The sequence below is a fragment of the Billgrantia pellis genome, assembly GCF_008297955.1.
Classification (GTDB): Bacteria; Pseudomonadota; Gammaproteobacteria; order Pseudomonadales; family Halomonadaceae; genus Halomonas; species Halomonas pellis.
On sequence record NZ_VTPY01000007.1, the window covers coordinates 60,989 to 78,839 of the forward strand.

Below are 17,851 nucleotides of genomic sequence, written 5' to 3' on the forward strand. Positions count from 1 at the left end.
CATGGCCGAACGTGACAAGCAGGCGGCGGACGAAGCGGCGCCGAACGCAGATGCCGAAGTCGATTTCGCCGCCACCGTCGAGAGACTGGAACGGCTGGTCGAACAGCTGGAGTCCGGCGAGCTGTCGTTGGAAGGCTCGCTTGCCGCCTTCGAACAGGGTGTGGGCCTGACTCGCGAAGCCCAGCGTCGCCTCGACGAGGCCGAGTTGCGCGTCCGCACCCTGATCGAGCGCCCCGACGGCAGCATCGCCTTCGCCCCTTTCGAGGCGCCCACTGGGGAGGACGGTAGTGAACACTGACGCGTTCACGGCTCGCCTGGCCGCCGCTCGCACCCGCGTCGACGCTTGCTTGGCGCACCTGTTCGACGCGCGCCAGGCATCGGCGATACGACTGGAGTCCGCCATGCGCCACGGGCTGCTGGTGGGCGGCAAGCGGCTGCGTCCGGTGCTGGTCTATCTGGCCGGACGCGCCCTGGGCGCCGCGGACGAAGCGCTCGATGCGCCGGCCGCCGCCGTCGAGCTGATCCACGCTTACTCACTGGTGCACGACGACCTGCCGGCCATGGACGACGACGACCTGCGCCGTGGCCAGCCCACGGTGCACCGCGCCTATGACGAGGCCACGGCGATACTCGCCGGTGACGCCCTGCAAACGCTCGCCTTCGAAGTGCTGGCACGCGCCGAGCATCCCCGCCTACCCGCGCTGATGCTGACCCTGGCCAGGGCGGCCGGGCGCGATGGCATGGTCGGTGGCCAGGCACTGGACCTGGCGGCCGTTGGCGGCCACCCTGACGTCGAGGCCTTGGCCACCATGCACGCCCACAAGACCGGTGCGCTGATTCGCGCTGCGGTGCGCATGGGGGCGCTGACGGCGGTGGATGAGCACGATCCGCGAGTGGCGGCGCTCGACGCTTACGCCCAGGCGCTCGGCCTGGCCTTCCAGATTCACGACGATATCCTCGACGTGACCGGCGACACCCGGACCCTGGGGAAGGCCTCCGGCGCCGATGCGGCCCGCGACAAGCCCACCTACCCCTCGTTGCTGGGATTGGAGGGAGCACGTTCCCGGTCCCAGGAACTGGTCGAGGAGGCGCTGGCGGCTCTCGATCCGCTGGGTGAGGCGGGGCTTCCGCTGGCCGAGCTGGCCCGATACATGATCGAGCGCGACCACTAGCAATGGCATGAAGCCAGGACGACCGAAAAGCATGAAGCTCTACGACGCAATTCCCGCCGAACGCCCCGTGACGCCGTTGCTCGACACGCTGGATACGCCAGCGGCGCTGCGGGCCATGACCACTTCCCAACTGCTGCAGGTGGCCGACGAACTGCGTGCCTACCTGCTGTACAGCGTGGGGCGTAGCGGCGGCCATTTCGGCGCCGGGCTGGGCGTGGTGGAACTCACCGTGGCGTTGCATCACGCGCTGGACACGCCCCACGATCGGTTGGTGTGGGACGTCGGTCATCAGGCCTACCCGCACAAGATCCTCACCGGGCGGCGCGAGGCGATGCCCACCATTCGGCAGTACGGCGGGCTGGCCGCCTTCCCGCGCCGCGCCGAATCGCCCTTCGACACCTTCGGCGTGGGCCACTCGAGCACCTCGATCTCGGCGGCGCTGGGCATGGCGCTGGCCAGTGCCACTCGCGGCGACAAGCGCCGGGTCTGTGCGGTAATCGGCGACGGTGCGCTGACCGCCGGCATGGCCTTTGAAGCCTTGGCGCATGCCGGACACCTCGACGCCAACCTGCTGGTGGTGCTCAACGACAACGAGATGTCGATTTCCGAGAACGTCGGCGGTATCGCCAGCTACTTGGCAGGCATACTCGCCAGCAAGCCCTATCTCACCTTCCGTGAGGAGGGCAAGCGCGTGCTCTCCCGCCTGCCCGGAGCACTGGAACTCGCCCGGCGCACCGAAGAGCACATGAAGGGCATGGTCAGCCCGGCCACGCTGTTCGAGGAAATGGGATTCAACTACATCGGCCCGCTCGACGGTCACGACCTGCCCACGCTGATCCAGACCCTGCGCAACCTGCGCGATCTGGACGGCCCGCAGTTCCTTCATATCAAGACTCGCAAGGGGCGCGGCTTCCTGCCCGCCGAGGCCGATCCCATCGGCTACCACGCCATCACCAAGCTGGAGAAGAACGGCGACGTGTCGGCGAGTCAGCCCGCCGCCCCCGCCAAGAAGAAGCCCAAGTATTGCAATGTCTTCGGCGATTGGCTGTGCGACATGGCGGCGGTGGACGAGCGGTTGATCGGCATCACCCCGGCGATGCGCGAAGGCTCCGACCTGATCCGCTTCTCCAAGGAGTATCCCGAGCGCTACTACGACGTGGCCATCGCCGAACAGCATGCCGTGACGCTCGCCGCCGGCATGGCCTGCGAGGCGATGAAACCGGTGGTGGCGATCTACTCCACCTTCCTGCAGCGCGGCTACGACCAGTTGATCCATGATGTGGCGGTGCAACATCTGGACGTTACCTTCGCCATCGACCGCGCCGGCCTGGTCGGCGAGGACGGGCCCACCCACCACGGCGGCATGGATCTTTCCTACTTGCGTTGCGTTCCCGGCTTGGTGATCCTGGCTCCCGCCGACGAGGCGGAGTGCCGCGCCATGCTCAGCGCCGCTTACCATTATCCCGGCCCCGCCGCGGTGCGCTACCCCCGCGGCAGCGGGCCGGGCGTGGAGGTTCCCACACACCTCGAGCCACTGGAGATCGGCAAGGCCGAGCTTCGCCGAGAGGGCGGTGCCACCGCCGGTCGAAGAGTGGCCCTGCTCGCCTTCGGCAGCCTCAACGGCCCGGCGGTCCAGGTGGCGGAATCCCTCGACGCCACCCATCTCAACATGCGCTCGGTGAAGCCGCTCGACCGCGAGGCCGTGCTGAAAGCCGCCGCCGAGCACGAGCTGCTGGTCACCCTAGAGGAAAACGTGGTGGCCGGCGGCGCCGGCAGCGCCGTCAACGAGCTGCTCGCCGCCGAAGGCGTGCAGGTCGGCATGCTCAACCTCGGCTTGCCCGATGCCTTCGTCGAACACGGCAAGCCCGCCGAACTGCTCACCGAGTGCGGCCTGGACGCTGCAGGTATCGAAGCGGCGATTCGGGCGCGTTTGAACTGAACCTTCAACTTCGCTCGCTCTACGCAGCCGGCCTCATAGGCCGGTTTTTTTGCGAATTAAATAAGCGTTGTAAACTACTTCGTCAGAAAGGTCAGGAATGCTTATACATTAAGGTTTCTTTGTGTATCGTGTTAATAAGCGAAAACAGGTGAGGCAGCTGTCGACCCAATGCGGCCGTTTCGGCAAATGCAGTCGGCACCATAATTGATGTTATGTTGCCTATTTATGATTAACCTGCTTTAGATGCTATGAGTCAGGCAATGGGAGACGTGCGGTAAACATGAATAAGAGTGTCGGCGCGTTTAATTCAATAAGCGATATGGCAGTCTAACCACTGTCAGCCTTCAAAGGAGCTCCATGACCGATAAAGTAGCGAAGATCCAGGCGCAACTCGAAGAGCACTTTCAGTATGTTGATGCCATCGCGAAAGTCGTGCTGAAAGGAAATCTGCTCATTGAGGAGCCATAGAGCGGATCATTGGGAAGTTTGTCTTCCATCCTGAATGCTTGGAAAACGCCAATCTACGCTTTGCGCAAAAGCTGGATGTTGCTCGGTCGATGTCTCTGGAGGAGCAAGACAATGAAATTTGGGACCTAGCCAAGGCGGCAAATAGTCTGCGCAACGAGCTCGCGCATTCGCTAAATTCTAAGAAGCGCCAGCAGAAGACTCAGCGAGTCAGGGGATTGTATCTGAAACTCTTGGATGACGAAGAAATTTCGGCCCAGCACAAGCAGGAATCTGACGGTGTTCCAGGGCGATATCTTCTCGCTGACGACGGCGGACCTCGACCCGGTCGACTTGGTCTATGATCGCGCCGCATTGGTTGCCTTGCCGTTCGCGATGAGACCCGCCTACGCCGAACAGATCCTGGCGCTGACCGATGGCGCGCCGCAGCTCTTGATCGCTTTCGAGTATGACTCTGCCGAGAAAGATGGCCCGCCGTTTCCCGTGCCGCCCAGGGAGATCGAGCGCCACTACGCCGAGCGTTACGCGATTACCGAACTGTCGCGTAAGGACGTGCTTCAGGATTCACTCAATTTCCGCGAAGCGGGCGTCTCACGTTTCGTGGAGGTGGCCTGGCGGTTGGTGCCGAAGCGTTCGGCGTAGAGGTCGACCAGCCAGTCGATGAATACCCTCACCCTGGGCGATAGCTGACGCCGGTGCGGGTAGACCAGATGGATCGGCAGCGTCGGTTTTTCCCACTCCGGTAACACTTCCACCAGGTCGCCGCTGGCCAGCGCTTGCTCGAGATGAAAGCGGGGCACCTGAATCAGCCCGCAGCCGCGCAGCGCGCAGGCGACATAGTTCTGCGCATCATTGACGGTCATCCAGCCGCCGGCGGCGAAGGCGCGGGTTTGCCCATCGATCACCACTTCCAGCTCGGCGTCCGGCGCCCTGCTCCCCGACACGAAGCGGACCGCGTGGTGATCGCGCAGCGCTGCCGGCGATTCGGGTCTTCCCATCCTCTCCAGATAGGCAGGACTGGCGCAGATGACCTGGGGAAACTCGGCCAGCCGCCGTGCGATCAGCGTCGAGTCGCCCGGCGTGCCGCCGCGGACCGCACAATCGACCCCTTCGCCAACAAGATCGACGAGCCGGTCGCCGCTGGTGACGACCAGTTCCAGGCGGGGATAGCGGGCATGAAATTCATCGATGCGCGGCAGCACGATCCGGCTGGCGTGAATGCCGTGCAACTCGACGCGCAACACGCCGGACGGATTGCTCGCCACCGGCTTGAGAATCGCCTCGGCATCCTCGAGCTCCGCCAATAGCTGCACGCAACGCTCGTAGAACGCCTGGCCCTCTACGGTGGTGCGAACCTGCCGGGTCGTGCGCTCCAACAGGCGTACGCCCAGCCGGCGCTCCAGTTGCTGGATGGCCAGGGTGGCAGTCGCGCGAGGAATATCCAGCGCATTGGCCGCCTTGGTGAAGCTGCCAACCTCGACGATACGCACGAACAGCGTCATCGCGTCGAATCGATCCATGAGGATTGTTATTCCTGGATGAATAGTATTGCCAGATTAGCGGATTTATCCCTTGAGCTGGAACGCCAATACTGGCCACGTTCATTCAGCAAGGAGTCATCCATGACGAACACGACGCAGAAAGTCGCTTTGGTGACCGGGGCTTCCCGTGGCATCGGCCGCGAGATCGCTCTCAAGCTGGCAGCCGATGGCTTTGCGGTGGTGGTGAACTACGCCGGCAGCACGGAGCTCGCCGAACGGGTCGTCGCTGACATAGAGGCCAATGGCGGCCGGGCGCTCGCCGTGCAAGGCGACATCGCCGACCTGCCGGCCGTCGAGAGAGTGTTCCGCGCAACGCAAGACGCCTTCGAGCGCATCGACGTGGTGGTCAACAACGCCGGCATCCTGCAGATGGCGAAGCTCACCACCGACAATGTCGGGATTCTCGACCGTACGCTCGCAACCAATTTGCGCGGCAGCTGGCTAGTGATGGCGAAAGCCGCCGAGACCCTGAGCGAGGGCGGCCGCATCATCGCGCTCTCCTCTTCGGTGTTGGGGAAATCGTTCCCGGGTTATGGCGCCTATATAGCTAGCAAAGCGGGCGTCGAAGGGCTAGTGAAAGTGCTGGCCAACGAACTACGCGGCCGCGGCATCGCGGTCAACGGTGTGGCGCCGGGACCGGTGGCAACTGAAATGTTCTTCGCGGGCAAGAGCGAGGAGCAGATCCAGTCGATCGCCAATCTGGCGCCGTTCGAACGTTTGGGCCAGCCCCAAGAGATCGCCGATGTCGTGGCGTTTCTGGCCGGGCCGCAGGGCGGCTGGGTCAATGGCCAGATCCTGCGCGTCAACGGCGGCATGGTCTGAAACCGATCTTTTTTGAGGATAGAAACAATGCCATTTGCCAACTACAAGTTTCCCGAGGGCATCCTGGATCACGCCCGCAAGGAAGAGATCATCCACCGCACCACCGCTATGTTCGTCGAGTATTTCGGTGAGGAGGTGCGCCCCTACACCATGGTACTGGTGGAGGAAGTCGCCGATGGCGGCTGGGGGCGCGCCGATGAAACACTGACACTGGAGAAGATGGGAATTCGCCGCGGGTGCAGGCGGACGGAACGCTCGAAAGCGGTTGATGTCTGAGCCATTGCTGAAATGACAATTACCAAGCCGGTGCCGAGATTTCGGCGCCGGCCTAGTATTGTCGGAAGATCGCTTCTCGGCCCCGGCTCAGATGCCCGCATGATCGCTATCCGGATTTCATCGCAGAAGGAATCGATTGTGCCATTCGCGTCGGTCACGTCGACGATCCGGCGGTGATCGCAGTGCCGGTGGCCGAGGTGTCCCGCATTCTGGTCGCGGCGCTGGCGGTGATCGAAGAGGTCGATACCGACAGCGTGGAAGCGATCTCTCGACTGCCTTGGCTGGCGCTGCGCACCTTCTATCACGATAGCGTCGAGCTGACACACGTCGAGGGCGGCCGCTCGCGACGTTTCTCGATCACGCCGCGGGTGTCGACCGATAACCTGACGGCGCTGCGCCGGTTGGTGATCTCCGGCTTCGGCGTGGCGATCGTCCCCGCCTGGCGGGTAGAGGAAGATCTCGCCGCCGGGCGCCTGGTACAGCTGGTGCCTTTGTGGCAGGCGGCGCCGCTGCCGGTCTATCTGGTCTACCCCTATAGCCGCTTTGTCCCGCCCCGGCTACGGCGTTTCATCGATCTGATTCGCGACCAGGGTTCCGAGTTGACCGGTATGCAGCGGCGCTGAAGAGGGTACGTGAGGCATCAGAAACGATGTTCTCGGTCTCGCCCACCCCGTAACTGGACGCTGCCATCGTCCAGCGCGGCCCGGCATGATCGGCGAGCCAGCCGACGATAGGCGCACCGAGCAGCGTGCCACCCATGATGACCGCCATTCGCAGTGCCGTCACTTGTCCGCGTATGGTGGAGTCGGTCGTCAACTGCATCAGAGCGCTGGACGCCGTACTGATCGGCGCCGCCGTAGAAGTTGGAGACCGACATGGTCGAAATGGAGATTGGAAAGTTGGATCCGAAGGTGCTGATCAGAAACAGCATGACCATCATCGTCTTCAGATCGGATCGTCTCCGGACGTAGCGGAATCCTTCTAGCAGACCGCCGGCGAATCGGCCTTCCCCAAGGAGCAGTGGGCCAAGCCCAGCGAGGAATTGGTGCGCTTATCGGCCGAGGTGCGCCGACTACGCGAGGAGAATCCTCACCGTGCCATTGAGGATATCTTCAGCGATGCCTATCGTCGCCAGGGTGTGGTGGCTTGATAAATGACCAAGAATTGCAAGGATCTGCCTGAGCATTATTGATTGAGGGTTTTGTCCAGCAATAGCAGCGCAGCCTGCCAGGAGGAGGCGTCGGCGGCGGCATTGTAACCAACCGGCAAGCCATGTTCCTCGCTCAGTGCATCGGCGCCGGGGTTTGTAAAACCATGAAGGGCCTGCGGATAGGTGATGACATCGACATCGGCACCCTGTGCCTCGAGCGCGAGCGCCATGGCTGCCAGGGATTCACGCGCGACGAGCGAGTCCGCGCCGCCAGTATGGATCTGCACCGCACCGCTGAACTTCCCGGGAGTGGGGACAGCTGGCGTGGGATCGCCATGAAAGCTGATGGCGGCCTCGAGCGGCATACCGGACAATGCCATGTTCATGACGACGCGACCGCCGAAGCAGTAGCCGATGGCTGCCATACCGGTATCTGCTACGGCAGGGTGTTCGCGTAGCTGAGTCATGGCCGCTTCGAACCTGGCACGCGCGGCTGGCCAATCCTGCATGACCTGCGAGGAAAATTCGCCCGCTTGATCGGGGTGCGAGGCGACTTGTCCCCCGCCATACATATCCACCGCCAATGCCACGAAGCCCAGCGCGGCGAGCTGGTCGGCCCGTGCACGGGCATAGTCATCGAGCCCCCACCACTCGTGCACCACCAGTACTGCCGGCCGTGGCGTCTCATCATTGACGTTGCGTGCCAGGTAGCCCTGGAAGGTCTCGCCACCGGTCGTATACTCGAAAACCTCGCTTTCGACGCGCGGTCCCCAGGCCGTGAGGAATTCCGACTGGGGTTCAATTCGGAGCTCTGGCGGTAGGTTGACCTCCTGGGCCATTGCTGAGCCTGCCATCAATCCAGACACCAGGCACAAGAGCGTGAATAATAGTGCGCGCATGTGTAGCTCTCCTTGCTCATTTTCTCTTTGTCAGGTTTCGGAGGCGTATGGCATATGTCTTCCACCTAACATAGCCGCCCTCGGGGGCTCGCGTATACCGCGGCTGCCTGGCGTCCTCGTGCTGGGAGTCGAGATCGAGGGTTAGGCCGTGGTGGCAAGCTCACCCCACCATGCAACGCGGTGCGTCGTCCGTCGTTACTCCCCGATCCACTCAATCCACGTACGTCAGATTCGTTTCCCAACTCTTGCTGCTCTCGTCTATCGCTCGGCGAACCGCCTCCGCATCGCCCGCCGCGAAGGCGGCATAGATGGCCTTGTGATCTTTCAGGGCGACTTCCGGCAGGGTCTGCATGGAAGTTTCCAGCGCTGCTTCGATCAGTTGCAGAAGCGTTTCGCCCACGCGGAGGGTCATGGGATTGTGGGTGGCGTGCAGTACCGCCCGATGAAAGGCGACGTCATGTATCGCCGTCTGCTCGCCACTGTTGATGGCAGCCTCCATGTCGGCGATAGCTTGTTGGATCCGCTGATGGTCTTCCGGGGTGGCATTCGACATGGCCTGAAGCGTGTAAGCGGGCTCGAAGATTCTGCGGAATTCGAGTACGTCGCGTGTCATGCCGCGCGCCAGAATCATGCCAAAGGCCATCGGATCGACCAGTGGATCCCCCGGCTCGCGTCGGATGATGGTGCCTTGCCCCCGCTTTACCTCGACGATGCCGATGGCCTGCAACATCTTGATCGCTTCTCTGACACTGGATTTGCCGATGCCGAGACTCTGGGTCAGTTCGGTCTCGGATGGCAGGTAGTCTCCGGGCTGGAGCTCGCCTCGTATCAGGGCTTGCTTGATCCTCTCCAGGATCTGCAGCGCAACGGAGTTGCGCTCGATGGAGCCACCGAAGGAGTCGAGGGCTGCCGGTTTCGTCATCGGTTGGCGTTTCAGGCTCATTTGGGTCTCTTGCGCTGGCGTTGGCGTGTCCACAACTCATTCTTATACAGGCAGTTATTGTCAGAGTTTTGGCGTTTTCGGTGGCAATGTGCAGGCCATGGGATCGGTTGAGCTTGCAGACATCGTAAAGGCGAGTCTAGTCTAACAGAAGGCATCAGACATCAGATGTCTGCTGGGAACAACAACAATGGACAGACCATGCCCCAAGCCAAGATCGTGGTGCTGACGACCGGTGGAACGATCGCCAGCAGCCTGGACCCCTCCGGCCGGTACCGTTCGGGTGCCCTCAGCGGCGAAGCGCTGATGCAGCATGTCCAATTGCCGACAGGGGCTGGCCCGCTCGTCGAGGTGAGATCGATCCTGCAGAAGCCGAGCAATGCCATCACGCTGGAAGATCTGCTGGAAATCCGGCGTCACTGCCTGGTGCTGGTGGCTGATCCCTGCGTGACGGGCGTAGTCGTGACTCATGGTACCGATACCCTTGAGGAAACGGCTTGTTTCCTGGACTTCACCCTGCCGGCGCATTTCCCGGTTGTCATCACCGGCGCCCAACGTGCCCCGCATGAGTCAGGGACGGATGCCTATCGCAATCTCGCCGATGCCGTGCAGGTGGCTGGGAACAAGCAGGCCGGTGGCCTGGGCGTGGTCGTGGTCTTCAACCAATCGATTTTTGCGGCAAGGGATGTCCGCAAGGTAAGCAGCTTCCAGTTGGATGGCTTTGCTGCCCCTGCGAGCGGTTACGTGGGTTACGTCGATGGATGTCGTGTGGGTATCCGCCAGGGCCCCTGGCGCAGGGGCTCGTACCTGAACCCTGAGGGCCCGCTACCCCGCGTCGACATCGTACCGGCTTACCTGGATGCCGATGCTGGCCTGGTCGAGAGCGTGCTGGACGGTGGGACGTCGGGTCTGGTGATTGATGCCCTGGGGCGAGGGCACGTGCCGCCCAGTTGGGTGGACCCTATCGCACGGGCGTGTGGCGCAGGGGTTGCCGTCGTCGTCGTCAGCAGCTGCCTTCGCGGGCCTGTGCATCCCACCTATGAATTCAGCGGAAGCCTGGCGGACCTGGCATCGGTAGGGGCCATCCCGGTCAGCGACCTGAGTGCACGCAAGGCACGCCTCGCTCTGGCTTTGCTCTTGGCGACGCCCAGTCAGGAGGACTTGGCGTCGCGCTTCAGAACCCTGACGGCCTGAGCATGGCCGGCATCATGCTCCGCCTGGCACGGCCGGGTCGTGTGGGTCCCGTATCGCGTACGGGTGACGCCTTCGGGTAAGGCGCCGTTAGTCACAACAACCATGACTCAATCACTGAAGGTGAAGGCAATGAACACGACACTGTCCAAGGTTTCACTGGCCGCCGCCATGACCGCCGCATCGCTGGGTATCAGCCAGGTGCAAGCGGCCGACTACACCTTTACATTTGCCCATGTCCTGATCGAAGAGACGCCCAACGGTCAGGCCGCCCTGCGCTTCAAGGAGGAGGTGGAAGAGAAATCCGACGGCCGAATCGAGATACAGGTTCTTCCGGCGGCTCAGGTTGGCGGCGATGTGGAGATCATCGAGCAGATTCAGATGGGGCTGGTGGACATCGGCATTCCGCCCACCGCGACGCTCGGCAATTTCGAGCCCCGCCTGCAGATTCTTGACTTGCCATTTCTGATCGCCGATTACGACACCATGGTCAAGGTACTGGATGGTGACGTCGGCCGGGAGATTCTCGATACCCTGAATGATGACAACATGTACGCGGTGAACTTCTGGGGAGCGGGTTTTCGTCATATGACGAACAATGTCCGACCTATCGAGGGGCCAGAGGATCTCGCGGCGATCCGCATGCGGACCATGCAGGCGCCCATCATTATTTCCACCTATGAGAACTTCGATGCCAACGCGACGGCCATGGCGTTCACCGAAGTGTACAACGGGCTTCAGCAGGGCGTGGTGGAAGGTCAGGAGAATCCCCTGGCCAATATCTACACCATGCGCTTCCACGAGGTACAAGACTACCTGTCACTGACCAACCATGCCTATCACGCCTATGCGGCCGTCATCAATCAAGGCTCCTGGGATTCTCTTCCGGAAGACCTTCAAGCGATCATGATCGAAGCGTTCAACAACGGGCGCGATACATCGCGGCGACTGACTCTGGAAGACGAGGAGAAGATTCTCGCGGAAATCGAGGATGAGATCGCCATCAATGAAATTACCCCCGAGGCTCGTGAAGCTTTCGTCGAGGCAAGCCTTCCGGTGCACCAGGAGTATGAAGACATCGTGACGGCTGAATTGCTTCACAAGGTTTATGACGAAGTAGGCATCGATTACTGAGGGTCGCTCCACCATGTTCAAGGCGCTCAATACCCTGCTTGATCGCCTGGAGAGTGTGGCAATGGTCGCGTTCATGTCGATCGCGACCATTATTACCACCATCCAGGTCGTCTATCGGTACGGCTTCAACAGTTCTTTGTTCTGGGCGGAAGAAGTCGTCATCTATTCCATCATCTGCATGAGCTTCGTGGGGGCCAGTATGGGGGTGCGGTATGGTTCCCATATTTCGGTCGACGTTCTGAATGCCATCGTTCCCCCTTCAGTCAATCGATGGCTGCACATCATTACGGCTGTATTGGGCATAGGGTTTGCCGGATTCATGGTGTTTTACGGCTTTCACCTGTTTTTCAATACTCTGGGGCGAGGCCAGCTCACTGCCGCGCTACGTCTGCCCATGGCCTGGTTCTACCTGCCCATCGGTGTCTCCGGCGTACTATTGATCCTGCGCTATATCAGGGTCATTTACCTGGTGTGGATGAGACCGCCGGCCAGCCACGTCGAAGAGCTGGCTGCCGGGGCGGATAAACTCGCTTGATAACGGGGAACACCCATGGTTACGGCGCTTCTTCCTGTTTTCTTTGCGGTACTGTTGTTGGGATTGCCAATTTTTGCCGCCTTGGCATTTTCGGTATTCATTGCAATTGAGTTCTTCGGGACTACCAGTGCCGTGATCGTGCCCATGCGCATGTTCACGGGCATGAATAACTTTTCCTTGATGGCCATCCCCTTCTTCATTCTCGCGGCGGAGCTGATGCGCATCGGGGGGTTGTCTGACCGCTTGATTAATCTAGCGAAAGCGCTGGTGGGTTGGGTACCCGGCGGACTGGCGGCGGCGACGGTCCTCTCATGCCTGTTCTTCGGCTCGATTTCCGGATCCAGCCCTGCCACGGTGGTGGCGATCGGCACGATCATGTTTCCCGCCCTGGTGGCAGCCGGTTACAGCAAAAGCTTTGCGATAGGCTTGATTGCGACAGCGGGAACGTTGGGGCCCATCGTTCCCCCTAGCATTGCCCTGATCATTTATGGTTCGGTCACCGGAACCTCCGTGGGTCGTCTGTTCGCCGCCGGCCTGTTCCCCGCCATTTTGATTGCCTCGCTGCTGATTGCTTACTGTATCGTTTATGCCTCCCTCAAGGGATATGCGCGCTCCTCATTCCCCACGCTGGCCGAAATCGGACACGCCTTCAAGGATGCGGCCTGGGGCCTTGGTCTGCCATTTATTCTGCTGGGAGGCATCTACAGCGGCGTATTCACACCCACCGAGTCGGCAGCCGTCGCTTGCGCTTATGGCCTCTTCGTGGGGATGGTGGTTTACCGTACGATCAAGGTGCCTGAGCTTATCGGGACCTTGCGCAGCTCCGGCCTGACTTCGGCAACCCTGCTGCTGATCACTGCCGGGGCCTCGGCCTTCTCCTGGATACTGGCCATTACCGGCACTCCTACCCAACTGGCAAGCCAAGTTCTTTCTCTGACCGACGACCCGATTCAAGTCATGGGATTGTTCAACGTGGTCATGATCGTTGCGGGATTCTTCCTCGACAGTGCCTCAGCCATCATCGTGCTGTCGCCCCTGCTGCAGCCCATTGCGGCTCAGGTGGGTGTCGATCCCGTTCACTTCGGTGTCATCACGCTGGTCAACTTTTCGGTCGGCATGATTACCCCACCGGTCGGTCTCAACCTGTTCGTGGCGATGGCGATTTCCAAGATGTCGCTTCAGGAAGTGTTCAAAGCCTGCCTGCCGCTCATTGGCCTCATGATCCTGGCATTGGTCATCATCACCTACGTGCCATGGATCAGCACCTGGCTGCCATCGCTGATCTACTGAGGAGGTTGAACGATGACAGATGCCCCTACCCTGGGCTACTACCTCGACGGTGATCGCTTCTGGGCCGACGTGCAGGAACAGGCTCGCATTGGGGCGTTGAGGGATCGTGGCCTTTGCCGGCTGGCCTTGGATGACGCCGACAACCAGGCGCGGCTATGGTTGGTGGCACAAGCCGAATCGCTTGGCTGCACGGCCCACTACGACGACCTTGGGAATGTCTTCCTGCATCGTGAGGGGCGTCATTCAACGCTGGCGCCGCTGTTGATCGGCAGTCATCTCGACAGCCAGCCGCGAGGCGGTGCGTATGACGGTGCTCTTGGTGTCGTGGCGGGGCTTGCGGTGCTGCGCACTTTGCAGGAGCAGCAGGTCCGCCATGACCGGCCGGTCGAGGTAGTGTCATGGACCAACGAGGAGGGCGCACGCTTCGCGCCTGGTGCTTCCGGCTCGTCCTGGTTCGCGGGGGCACGCTCCCAAGATACGATCGTGTCGGCAACCGATGGGGAAGGCACCTCGTTCGAAGAGGCGCTCGAGGAGTGTTTGGCGCTCCTTGAATCCAAGAGGGTGCATCGCCGTCCAGCCCGTTACGTTCCGCATGCGTTTTTGGAACTGCACATCGAACAGGGCCCGGTGTTGGAGTCGCGTGGCTTGCCGGTCTGCGTCGTCTCGGGCATCCAGGGAGTGAACTGGTACGGGTTCGAGATCAATGGCGAGGCCAATCATGCCGGGACCACGCCCGCATCGGCTCGCCGTGACGCCTTCCTGGGGGCCCACGATCTGGTGACGGCGCTCAGATCGGCCGTCGCAAATGCCGATGACGAACTGCGCTTCACCATTGGCAAGTTCGCGGTGTTGCCCGGCTCGGTCAATACCATTCCCGAGCGGGTAACCTGCACCATTGACCTCCGGCACCCCAGCCAGGCAGTCCTGGACGTGCTGGATGCCGAGTTTCATCGCCTGGCGGAACGGAAATGGGCTGGCTGTACGGCACGCCTCGATGTCTCCTCTCGCGTGGCGCCGGTTGCGTTCGATGAGACGCTACTGGCCGTGCTGGATGCCAGCGTCTCGAACTATTCGCCGCCGCTCCGATTGATGTCTGGAGCCTTCCATGACGCCATTCACTTGGCGCGGATCTGCCCCACGGCCATGCTCTTCGCACCGTGCCGTAACGGCATCAGCCACCATCCCGATGAGCACGTCGAGCGTGTCGATGCGGAAGTGGCTGTTCGCGTATTGGCCGATGCGGCAGGACGTCTCCTTCACGTCACGACCTGACCGTTTTTTCTCACAACAACGAGGACGCCTCATCATGTCTCAGGGTATCGCCTCCCCACGATTCGCGACGGAAAGACAGGAATGGTGACCATGATCGACTCCCCCCTGAACAAGTCCTTGCGCGATCAGCATGCCGGGTTGCGCGAGGGTTCGCTGAGCGCAATGGCATTGGCCGAGGCTTCGCTGGCGGCCTATCACCTGCGAGGCCAGCATGATAACGCCTACATGACCTGGAACGGCGAAGCCGCTCTCGCCGCAGCACGCGCCACCGATGCCGTGCTCGCGCACGGGGGCGATGCCGGTTCGCTGATGGGTATCCCGGTATCCATCAAGGATATTTTCGCTGTGCCCGGCCTACCGACTTACGCCGGCTCATCGCGTCGTCTGCCCAAGTCATGGGAGCGGGCCGGCCCGATGGTGGCAGCGCTGCTGGAGCAGCTACCCAGCGTGATGGGAAAGACCCATAGCGTGGAGTTTGCCTTCGGTGGCCTTGGCACGAACGCTCACTGGGGCGCGCCTCGCAACCCTTGGGATATCACATGCCATCGCACTCCCGGTGGGTCCAGTTCCGGCGCGGGTGTGTCGCTGGTGGGGGGCACCGCCAGTCTGGCTCTCGGCACCGACACGGCGGGCTCGGTGCGAATCCCAGCGGCCATGACGGGCGTCGCGGGACTGAAGACCACGGAAGGGCGTTGGCCCAAGGACCAGATCGTGCCACTCTCCACGACGCTCGATTCGCCCGGGTTGTTGGCACGTCGCGTTGACGATCTGGCATTTGCGTTCGACGCACTGGATGCCCCGCTTGGCCGTCATTCGCAGCGTGTGCCGCCATGTCCGGAGCTGTCGGACCTCACCTTCGGCGTGCCGGAGCGTTACTTCTGGGAGGATTGCAGCCCAGGGATCGCCGAAACCGTCAGGCAGGCCATTGCCCGGTTGGAGGCTGCCGGGGCTCGTTTGGTGCCTCTCGATCTCCCGGGCACCGACGAGGCCTATGCTCTCTTTCAACAGGGGGGCCTGGCGGCTGCGGAACTCGCCGCCTTCCTGAGGACGGAGCTGCCCGGGATGATCGAGGTACTGGACCCCAATGTGGCCGCACGGGTGCGTGCTGCAGACGATATGCCGGCCTGGGAGTACGTGCGTCGACGCTCGGTCATCCAGCGTTTATGCGCCGAGGCTTCGGCGGCTGTCGCAGGCGTAGATGCCATGCTCACTCCAACCGTGGCCATCACACCGCCGACCCTCGAAAGCCTGGAGCCCGAAGGTGCCTACCCCAAGGCCAACATGCTTGCCCTGCGGAACACCGTGATCGGAAATTTCATGGGGCTGTGCGGCCTGACCATGCCGGTTGGACGAGATGCCGTCGGCATGCCCGTGGGGTTACAGGTACTTGCCGGTCCCTGGCAGGACGCGCGACTGCTGGCCATTGGGCAATCCATCGAACAGTGTCTGGGTAGCGGTATCGACATCCTGGGAGGTCCGCCATCGCCATGAACGACTGGAACCCTCTATCGATCGCCGACTTTCAGCGTCGGCTCGGAGCCGGTGAGGTAGGCCCTCTGGACTGGTGGGATGCTTGCCGTGAGATGATCGAGGCCAAGGAAACCGGGCTGGGAGCCTGGGCCTGCCTGGCGCCCCGTCCTTCCGAAACCTTGCCGACGAAAGGCCATGACTTGCCTCCCCTCCTTGGGGTGCCGGTAGGGATCAAGGACATCATCGAAACGCGCGATCTTCCGACCACTTGGGGGACCCGCTACCAACGGCTGGAACACGCACCGACCGATGCGGCGATCGTGACTCGCCTGGCCTCGCTCGGTGCCCTGGTCATGGGCAAGACGGTGACGACCGAGTTTGCCTACTTTCAACCCAGCGGTACCCGCAATCCGCATGATCCGGGACGAACGCCCGGTGGCTCCTCCAGCGGTTCAGCCGCGGCCGTGGCGGCCGGCATGGTACCGGTGGCACTAGGTACCCAGACCGTCGGTAGCATCATACGTCCTGCCAGCTACTGCGGCGTGGTCGGCTTCAAGCCGACCCATGGCACGCTACCCCTCTCTGGCGTCAGGGCCCTGGCGCCTTCGCTGGATACCCTGGGCTGGTTCACTCGCACGGTGGAGGATACCCGAACAGTTTTTCAGGCGCTCACGGGAAGTGAAGGGCTGGGACACCGGGTAAGCCTCGCCGGTACTCGGATCGGCCTATGCCCCATTCCCGGTTCCTTGGTGCTCGCGCCGGAGGTTTGCGCCGCGCTGGAGCTTGCGTCGCAACGCCTGGCAGCCGAGGGAGCGGAGATTATCGAGATCCCAGCCGATCCAGCGCGGGACGAATTGACCGCGCATCAACATGTCGTCCTGGCTTACGAAGCCGCGAGAGAATTGGCCAGTGAGAGGATCCTGTTCCGTGACGAAATGAGTGGTGCACTCGAGGCATTACTGGAGGAGGGGGAGCGGATACCGCTCAAGGCCTATCAGGAAGCTCGCATTGCCAGTGAGCATGCGAGACAACGAATGACGGAAATTTTCTCAGGAGGGATCGATTTTCTCATTGCCCCCAGCGCGACCGGTGCGGCTCCCGAAGGTTTGGAAAGCACAGGCGACCCCCTCTATTCTCGAGCTTGGACGTTACTAGGGATGCCCTGTATCAATCTTCCCATTTACTGGTCAGAGGAGGGCTTACCAGTAGGAGTACAGCTGATCGCCAATCGGTTTCAGGATGTTCACTTGCTGGCGGTCTCAAACAGAATACTTAATTAGGCGTTAATGGAAACCCCGTCCCGTAAGTGCCACCGGAAAAAGAAATCCCCGGCCTTGGCCGGGGCAGGTGCGATAAGACGCGATATTCTGGCGAACCCACAGAGAACGCAAAACCTGAAGCGTCTTACGCCAAAGAAGAATAGCTGCTTTTGCGCGAAGCCAGGGGGAGAAAAATAGCAAATTCATCGGCCATTCGGCTTAATAAAAAGCCCGACCGTGAAGGTCGGGCTCTTTATTAACGCTTCCTTTTCCCGCCATCCTAGGCTTCCTGCCCAGGCATCCTTGGATCAGAGCATTCCGTCGCTCGGCCTTCCTTGTTGGGCTTTCCTTTTCCCTATACCCTAAAGATGGTGGAAAAAAGAAATTTGCTCCTTAACCTAGGATATAAATCAGCGTAAAATTTTAATTTAAATAGTTTAAATGAGTAAGAAAAGGTAAATATCGTTGCTTCGCATCCAGGCGAGTCTATGAAACC

At 61.5% G+C, this 17,851-nt stretch carries 17 protein-coding genes; 14 read left to right on the plus strand and 3 right to left on the minus strand.

The window, feature by feature from the left end; all coding sequences use genetic code 11:
• Position 1: 1 nt before the first annotated feature.
• The 4 genes from F0A17_RS17440 (at position 2) to F0A17_RS17455 (ending at position 4,218) form a co-directional block, all read left to right on the plus strand.
• Positions 2–298: an exodeoxyribonuclease VII small subunit gene (locus F0A17_RS17440; protein WP_149329638.1), complete on the plus strand. Its 297-nt coding sequence runs from the start codon at positions 2–4 to the stop codon at positions 296–298.
• Positions 288–1,172, plus strand: a complete 885-nt coding sequence (gene ispA, locus F0A17_RS17445; protein ID WP_149329639.1) for a (2E,6E)-farnesyl diphosphate synthase — start codon at positions 288–290, stop codon at positions 1,170–1,172. Before F0A17_RS17440 ends, ispA begins: the two co-directional genes overlap by 11 nt.
• Positions 1,173–1,203: 31 nt before the next feature.
• A complete protein-coding gene (dxs, locus tag F0A17_RS17450; RefSeq protein ID WP_149329640.1) occupies positions 1,204–3,111 on the plus strand; it encodes a 1-deoxy-D-xylulose-5-phosphate synthase in 1,908 nt (635 codons plus the stop codon).
• Positions 3,112–3,855: 744 nt separating this feature from the next.
• Positions 3,856–4,218: a class I SAM-dependent methyltransferase gene (locus tag F0A17_RS17455; protein WP_267285444.1), complete on the plus strand. Its 363-nt coding sequence runs from the start codon at positions 3,856–3,858 to the stop codon at positions 4,216–4,218.
• Here the strand turns inward: F0A17_RS17455 and F0A17_RS17460 are convergent.
• Positions 4,134–5,096 carry a LysR family transcriptional regulator gene (locus F0A17_RS17460; RefSeq protein ID WP_149329642.1) on the minus strand — a complete coding sequence of 321 codons (963 nt, stop codon included), beginning with the start codon at positions 5,094–5,096 and terminating at the stop codon, positions 4,134–4,136. The genes F0A17_RS17455 and F0A17_RS17460 overlap by 85 nt on opposite strands.
• A gap of 102 nt (positions 5,097–5,198) precedes the next feature.
• Between F0A17_RS17460 and F0A17_RS17465 the strand changes: the two genes are divergently transcribed.
• From F0A17_RS17465 to F0A17_RS17475, 3 genes are all read left to right on the plus strand, one after another.
• The gene (locus F0A17_RS17465; RefSeq protein WP_149329643.1) at positions 5,199–5,939 is read left to right on the plus strand and encodes an SDR family oxidoreductase; all 741 of its coding nucleotides are present in this window, start codon (positions 5,199–5,201) and stop codon (positions 5,937–5,939) included.
• 27 nt (positions 5,940–5,966) lie between these two features.
• A complete protein-coding gene (locus F0A17_RS17470; RefSeq protein WP_149329644.1) occupies positions 5,967–6,215 on the plus strand; it encodes a tautomerase family protein in 249 nt (82 codons plus the stop codon).
• Positions 6,216–6,334: 119 nt separating this feature from the next.
• On the plus strand, positions 6,335–6,838 hold the full coding sequence (locus F0A17_RS17475; protein WP_228716958.1) for a substrate binding domain-containing protein: 504 nt from the start codon (positions 6,335–6,337) through the stop codon (positions 6,836–6,838).
• Positions 6,839–7,400: 562 nt separating this feature from the next.
• On the opposite strand, the gene F0A17_RS17480 is transcribed toward F0A17_RS17475, so the two are convergent.
• Positions 7,401–8,264: a dienelactone hydrolase family protein gene (locus F0A17_RS17480; RefSeq protein ID WP_149329646.1), complete on the minus strand. Its 864-nt coding sequence runs from the start codon at positions 8,262–8,264 to the stop codon at positions 7,401–7,403.
• Positions 8,265–8,475: 211 nt separating this feature from the next.
• Complete coding sequence (locus F0A17_RS17485) at positions 8,476–9,207, minus strand: FadR/GntR family transcriptional regulator (protein ID WP_149329647.1); 732 nt, start codon at positions 9,205–9,207, stop codon at positions 8,476–8,478.
• Positions 9,208–9,405: 198 nt separating this feature from the next.
• Here F0A17_RS17485 and F0A17_RS17490 point away from each other — a divergent pair, with 198 nt between their 5' ends.
• The 7 genes from F0A17_RS17490 (at position 9,406) to F0A17_RS17520 (ending at position 17,376) form a co-directional block, all read left to right on the plus strand.
• Positions 9,406–10,398: an asparaginase gene (locus F0A17_RS17490; protein ID WP_149329648.1), complete on the plus strand. Its 993-nt coding sequence runs from the start codon at positions 9,406–9,408 to the stop codon at positions 10,396–10,398.
• 129 nt (positions 10,399–10,527) lie between these two features.
• A complete protein-coding gene (locus tag F0A17_RS17495; protein ID WP_149329649.1) occupies positions 10,528–11,529 on the plus strand; it encodes a TRAP transporter substrate-binding protein in 1,002 nt (333 codons plus the stop codon).
• 13 nt (positions 11,530–11,542) lie between these two features.
• Complete coding sequence (locus F0A17_RS17500; RefSeq protein ID WP_149329650.1) at positions 11,543–12,064, plus strand: TRAP transporter small permease; 522 nt, start codon at positions 11,543–11,545, stop codon at positions 12,062–12,064.
• Positions 12,065–12,079: 15 nt separating this feature from the next.
• Positions 12,080–13,354, plus strand: coding sequence for a TRAP transporter large permease (locus tag F0A17_RS17505; protein ID WP_149329651.1), 1,275 nt, complete (start codon positions 12,080–12,082; stop codon positions 13,352–13,354).
• A gap of 12 nt (positions 13,355–13,366) precedes the next feature.
• Positions 13,367–14,626 carry a M20 family metallo-hydrolase gene (locus F0A17_RS17510; RefSeq protein ID WP_149329652.1) on the plus strand — a complete coding sequence of 420 codons (1,260 nt, stop codon included), beginning with the start codon at positions 13,367–13,369 and terminating at the stop codon, positions 14,624–14,626.
• 90 nt (positions 14,627–14,716) lie between these two features.
• Positions 14,717–16,117: an amidase gene (locus F0A17_RS17515; RefSeq protein WP_149329653.1), complete on the plus strand. Its 1,401-nt coding sequence runs from the start codon at positions 14,717–14,719 to the stop codon at positions 16,115–16,117.
• On the plus strand, positions 16,114–17,376 hold the full coding sequence (locus F0A17_RS17520; RefSeq protein WP_149329654.1) for an amidase: 1,263 nt from the start codon (positions 16,114–16,116) through the stop codon (positions 17,374–17,376). The genes F0A17_RS17515 and F0A17_RS17520 overlap by 4 nt, the downstream gene beginning before the upstream one ends.
• Positions 17,377–17,851 lie beyond the last annotated feature (475 nt).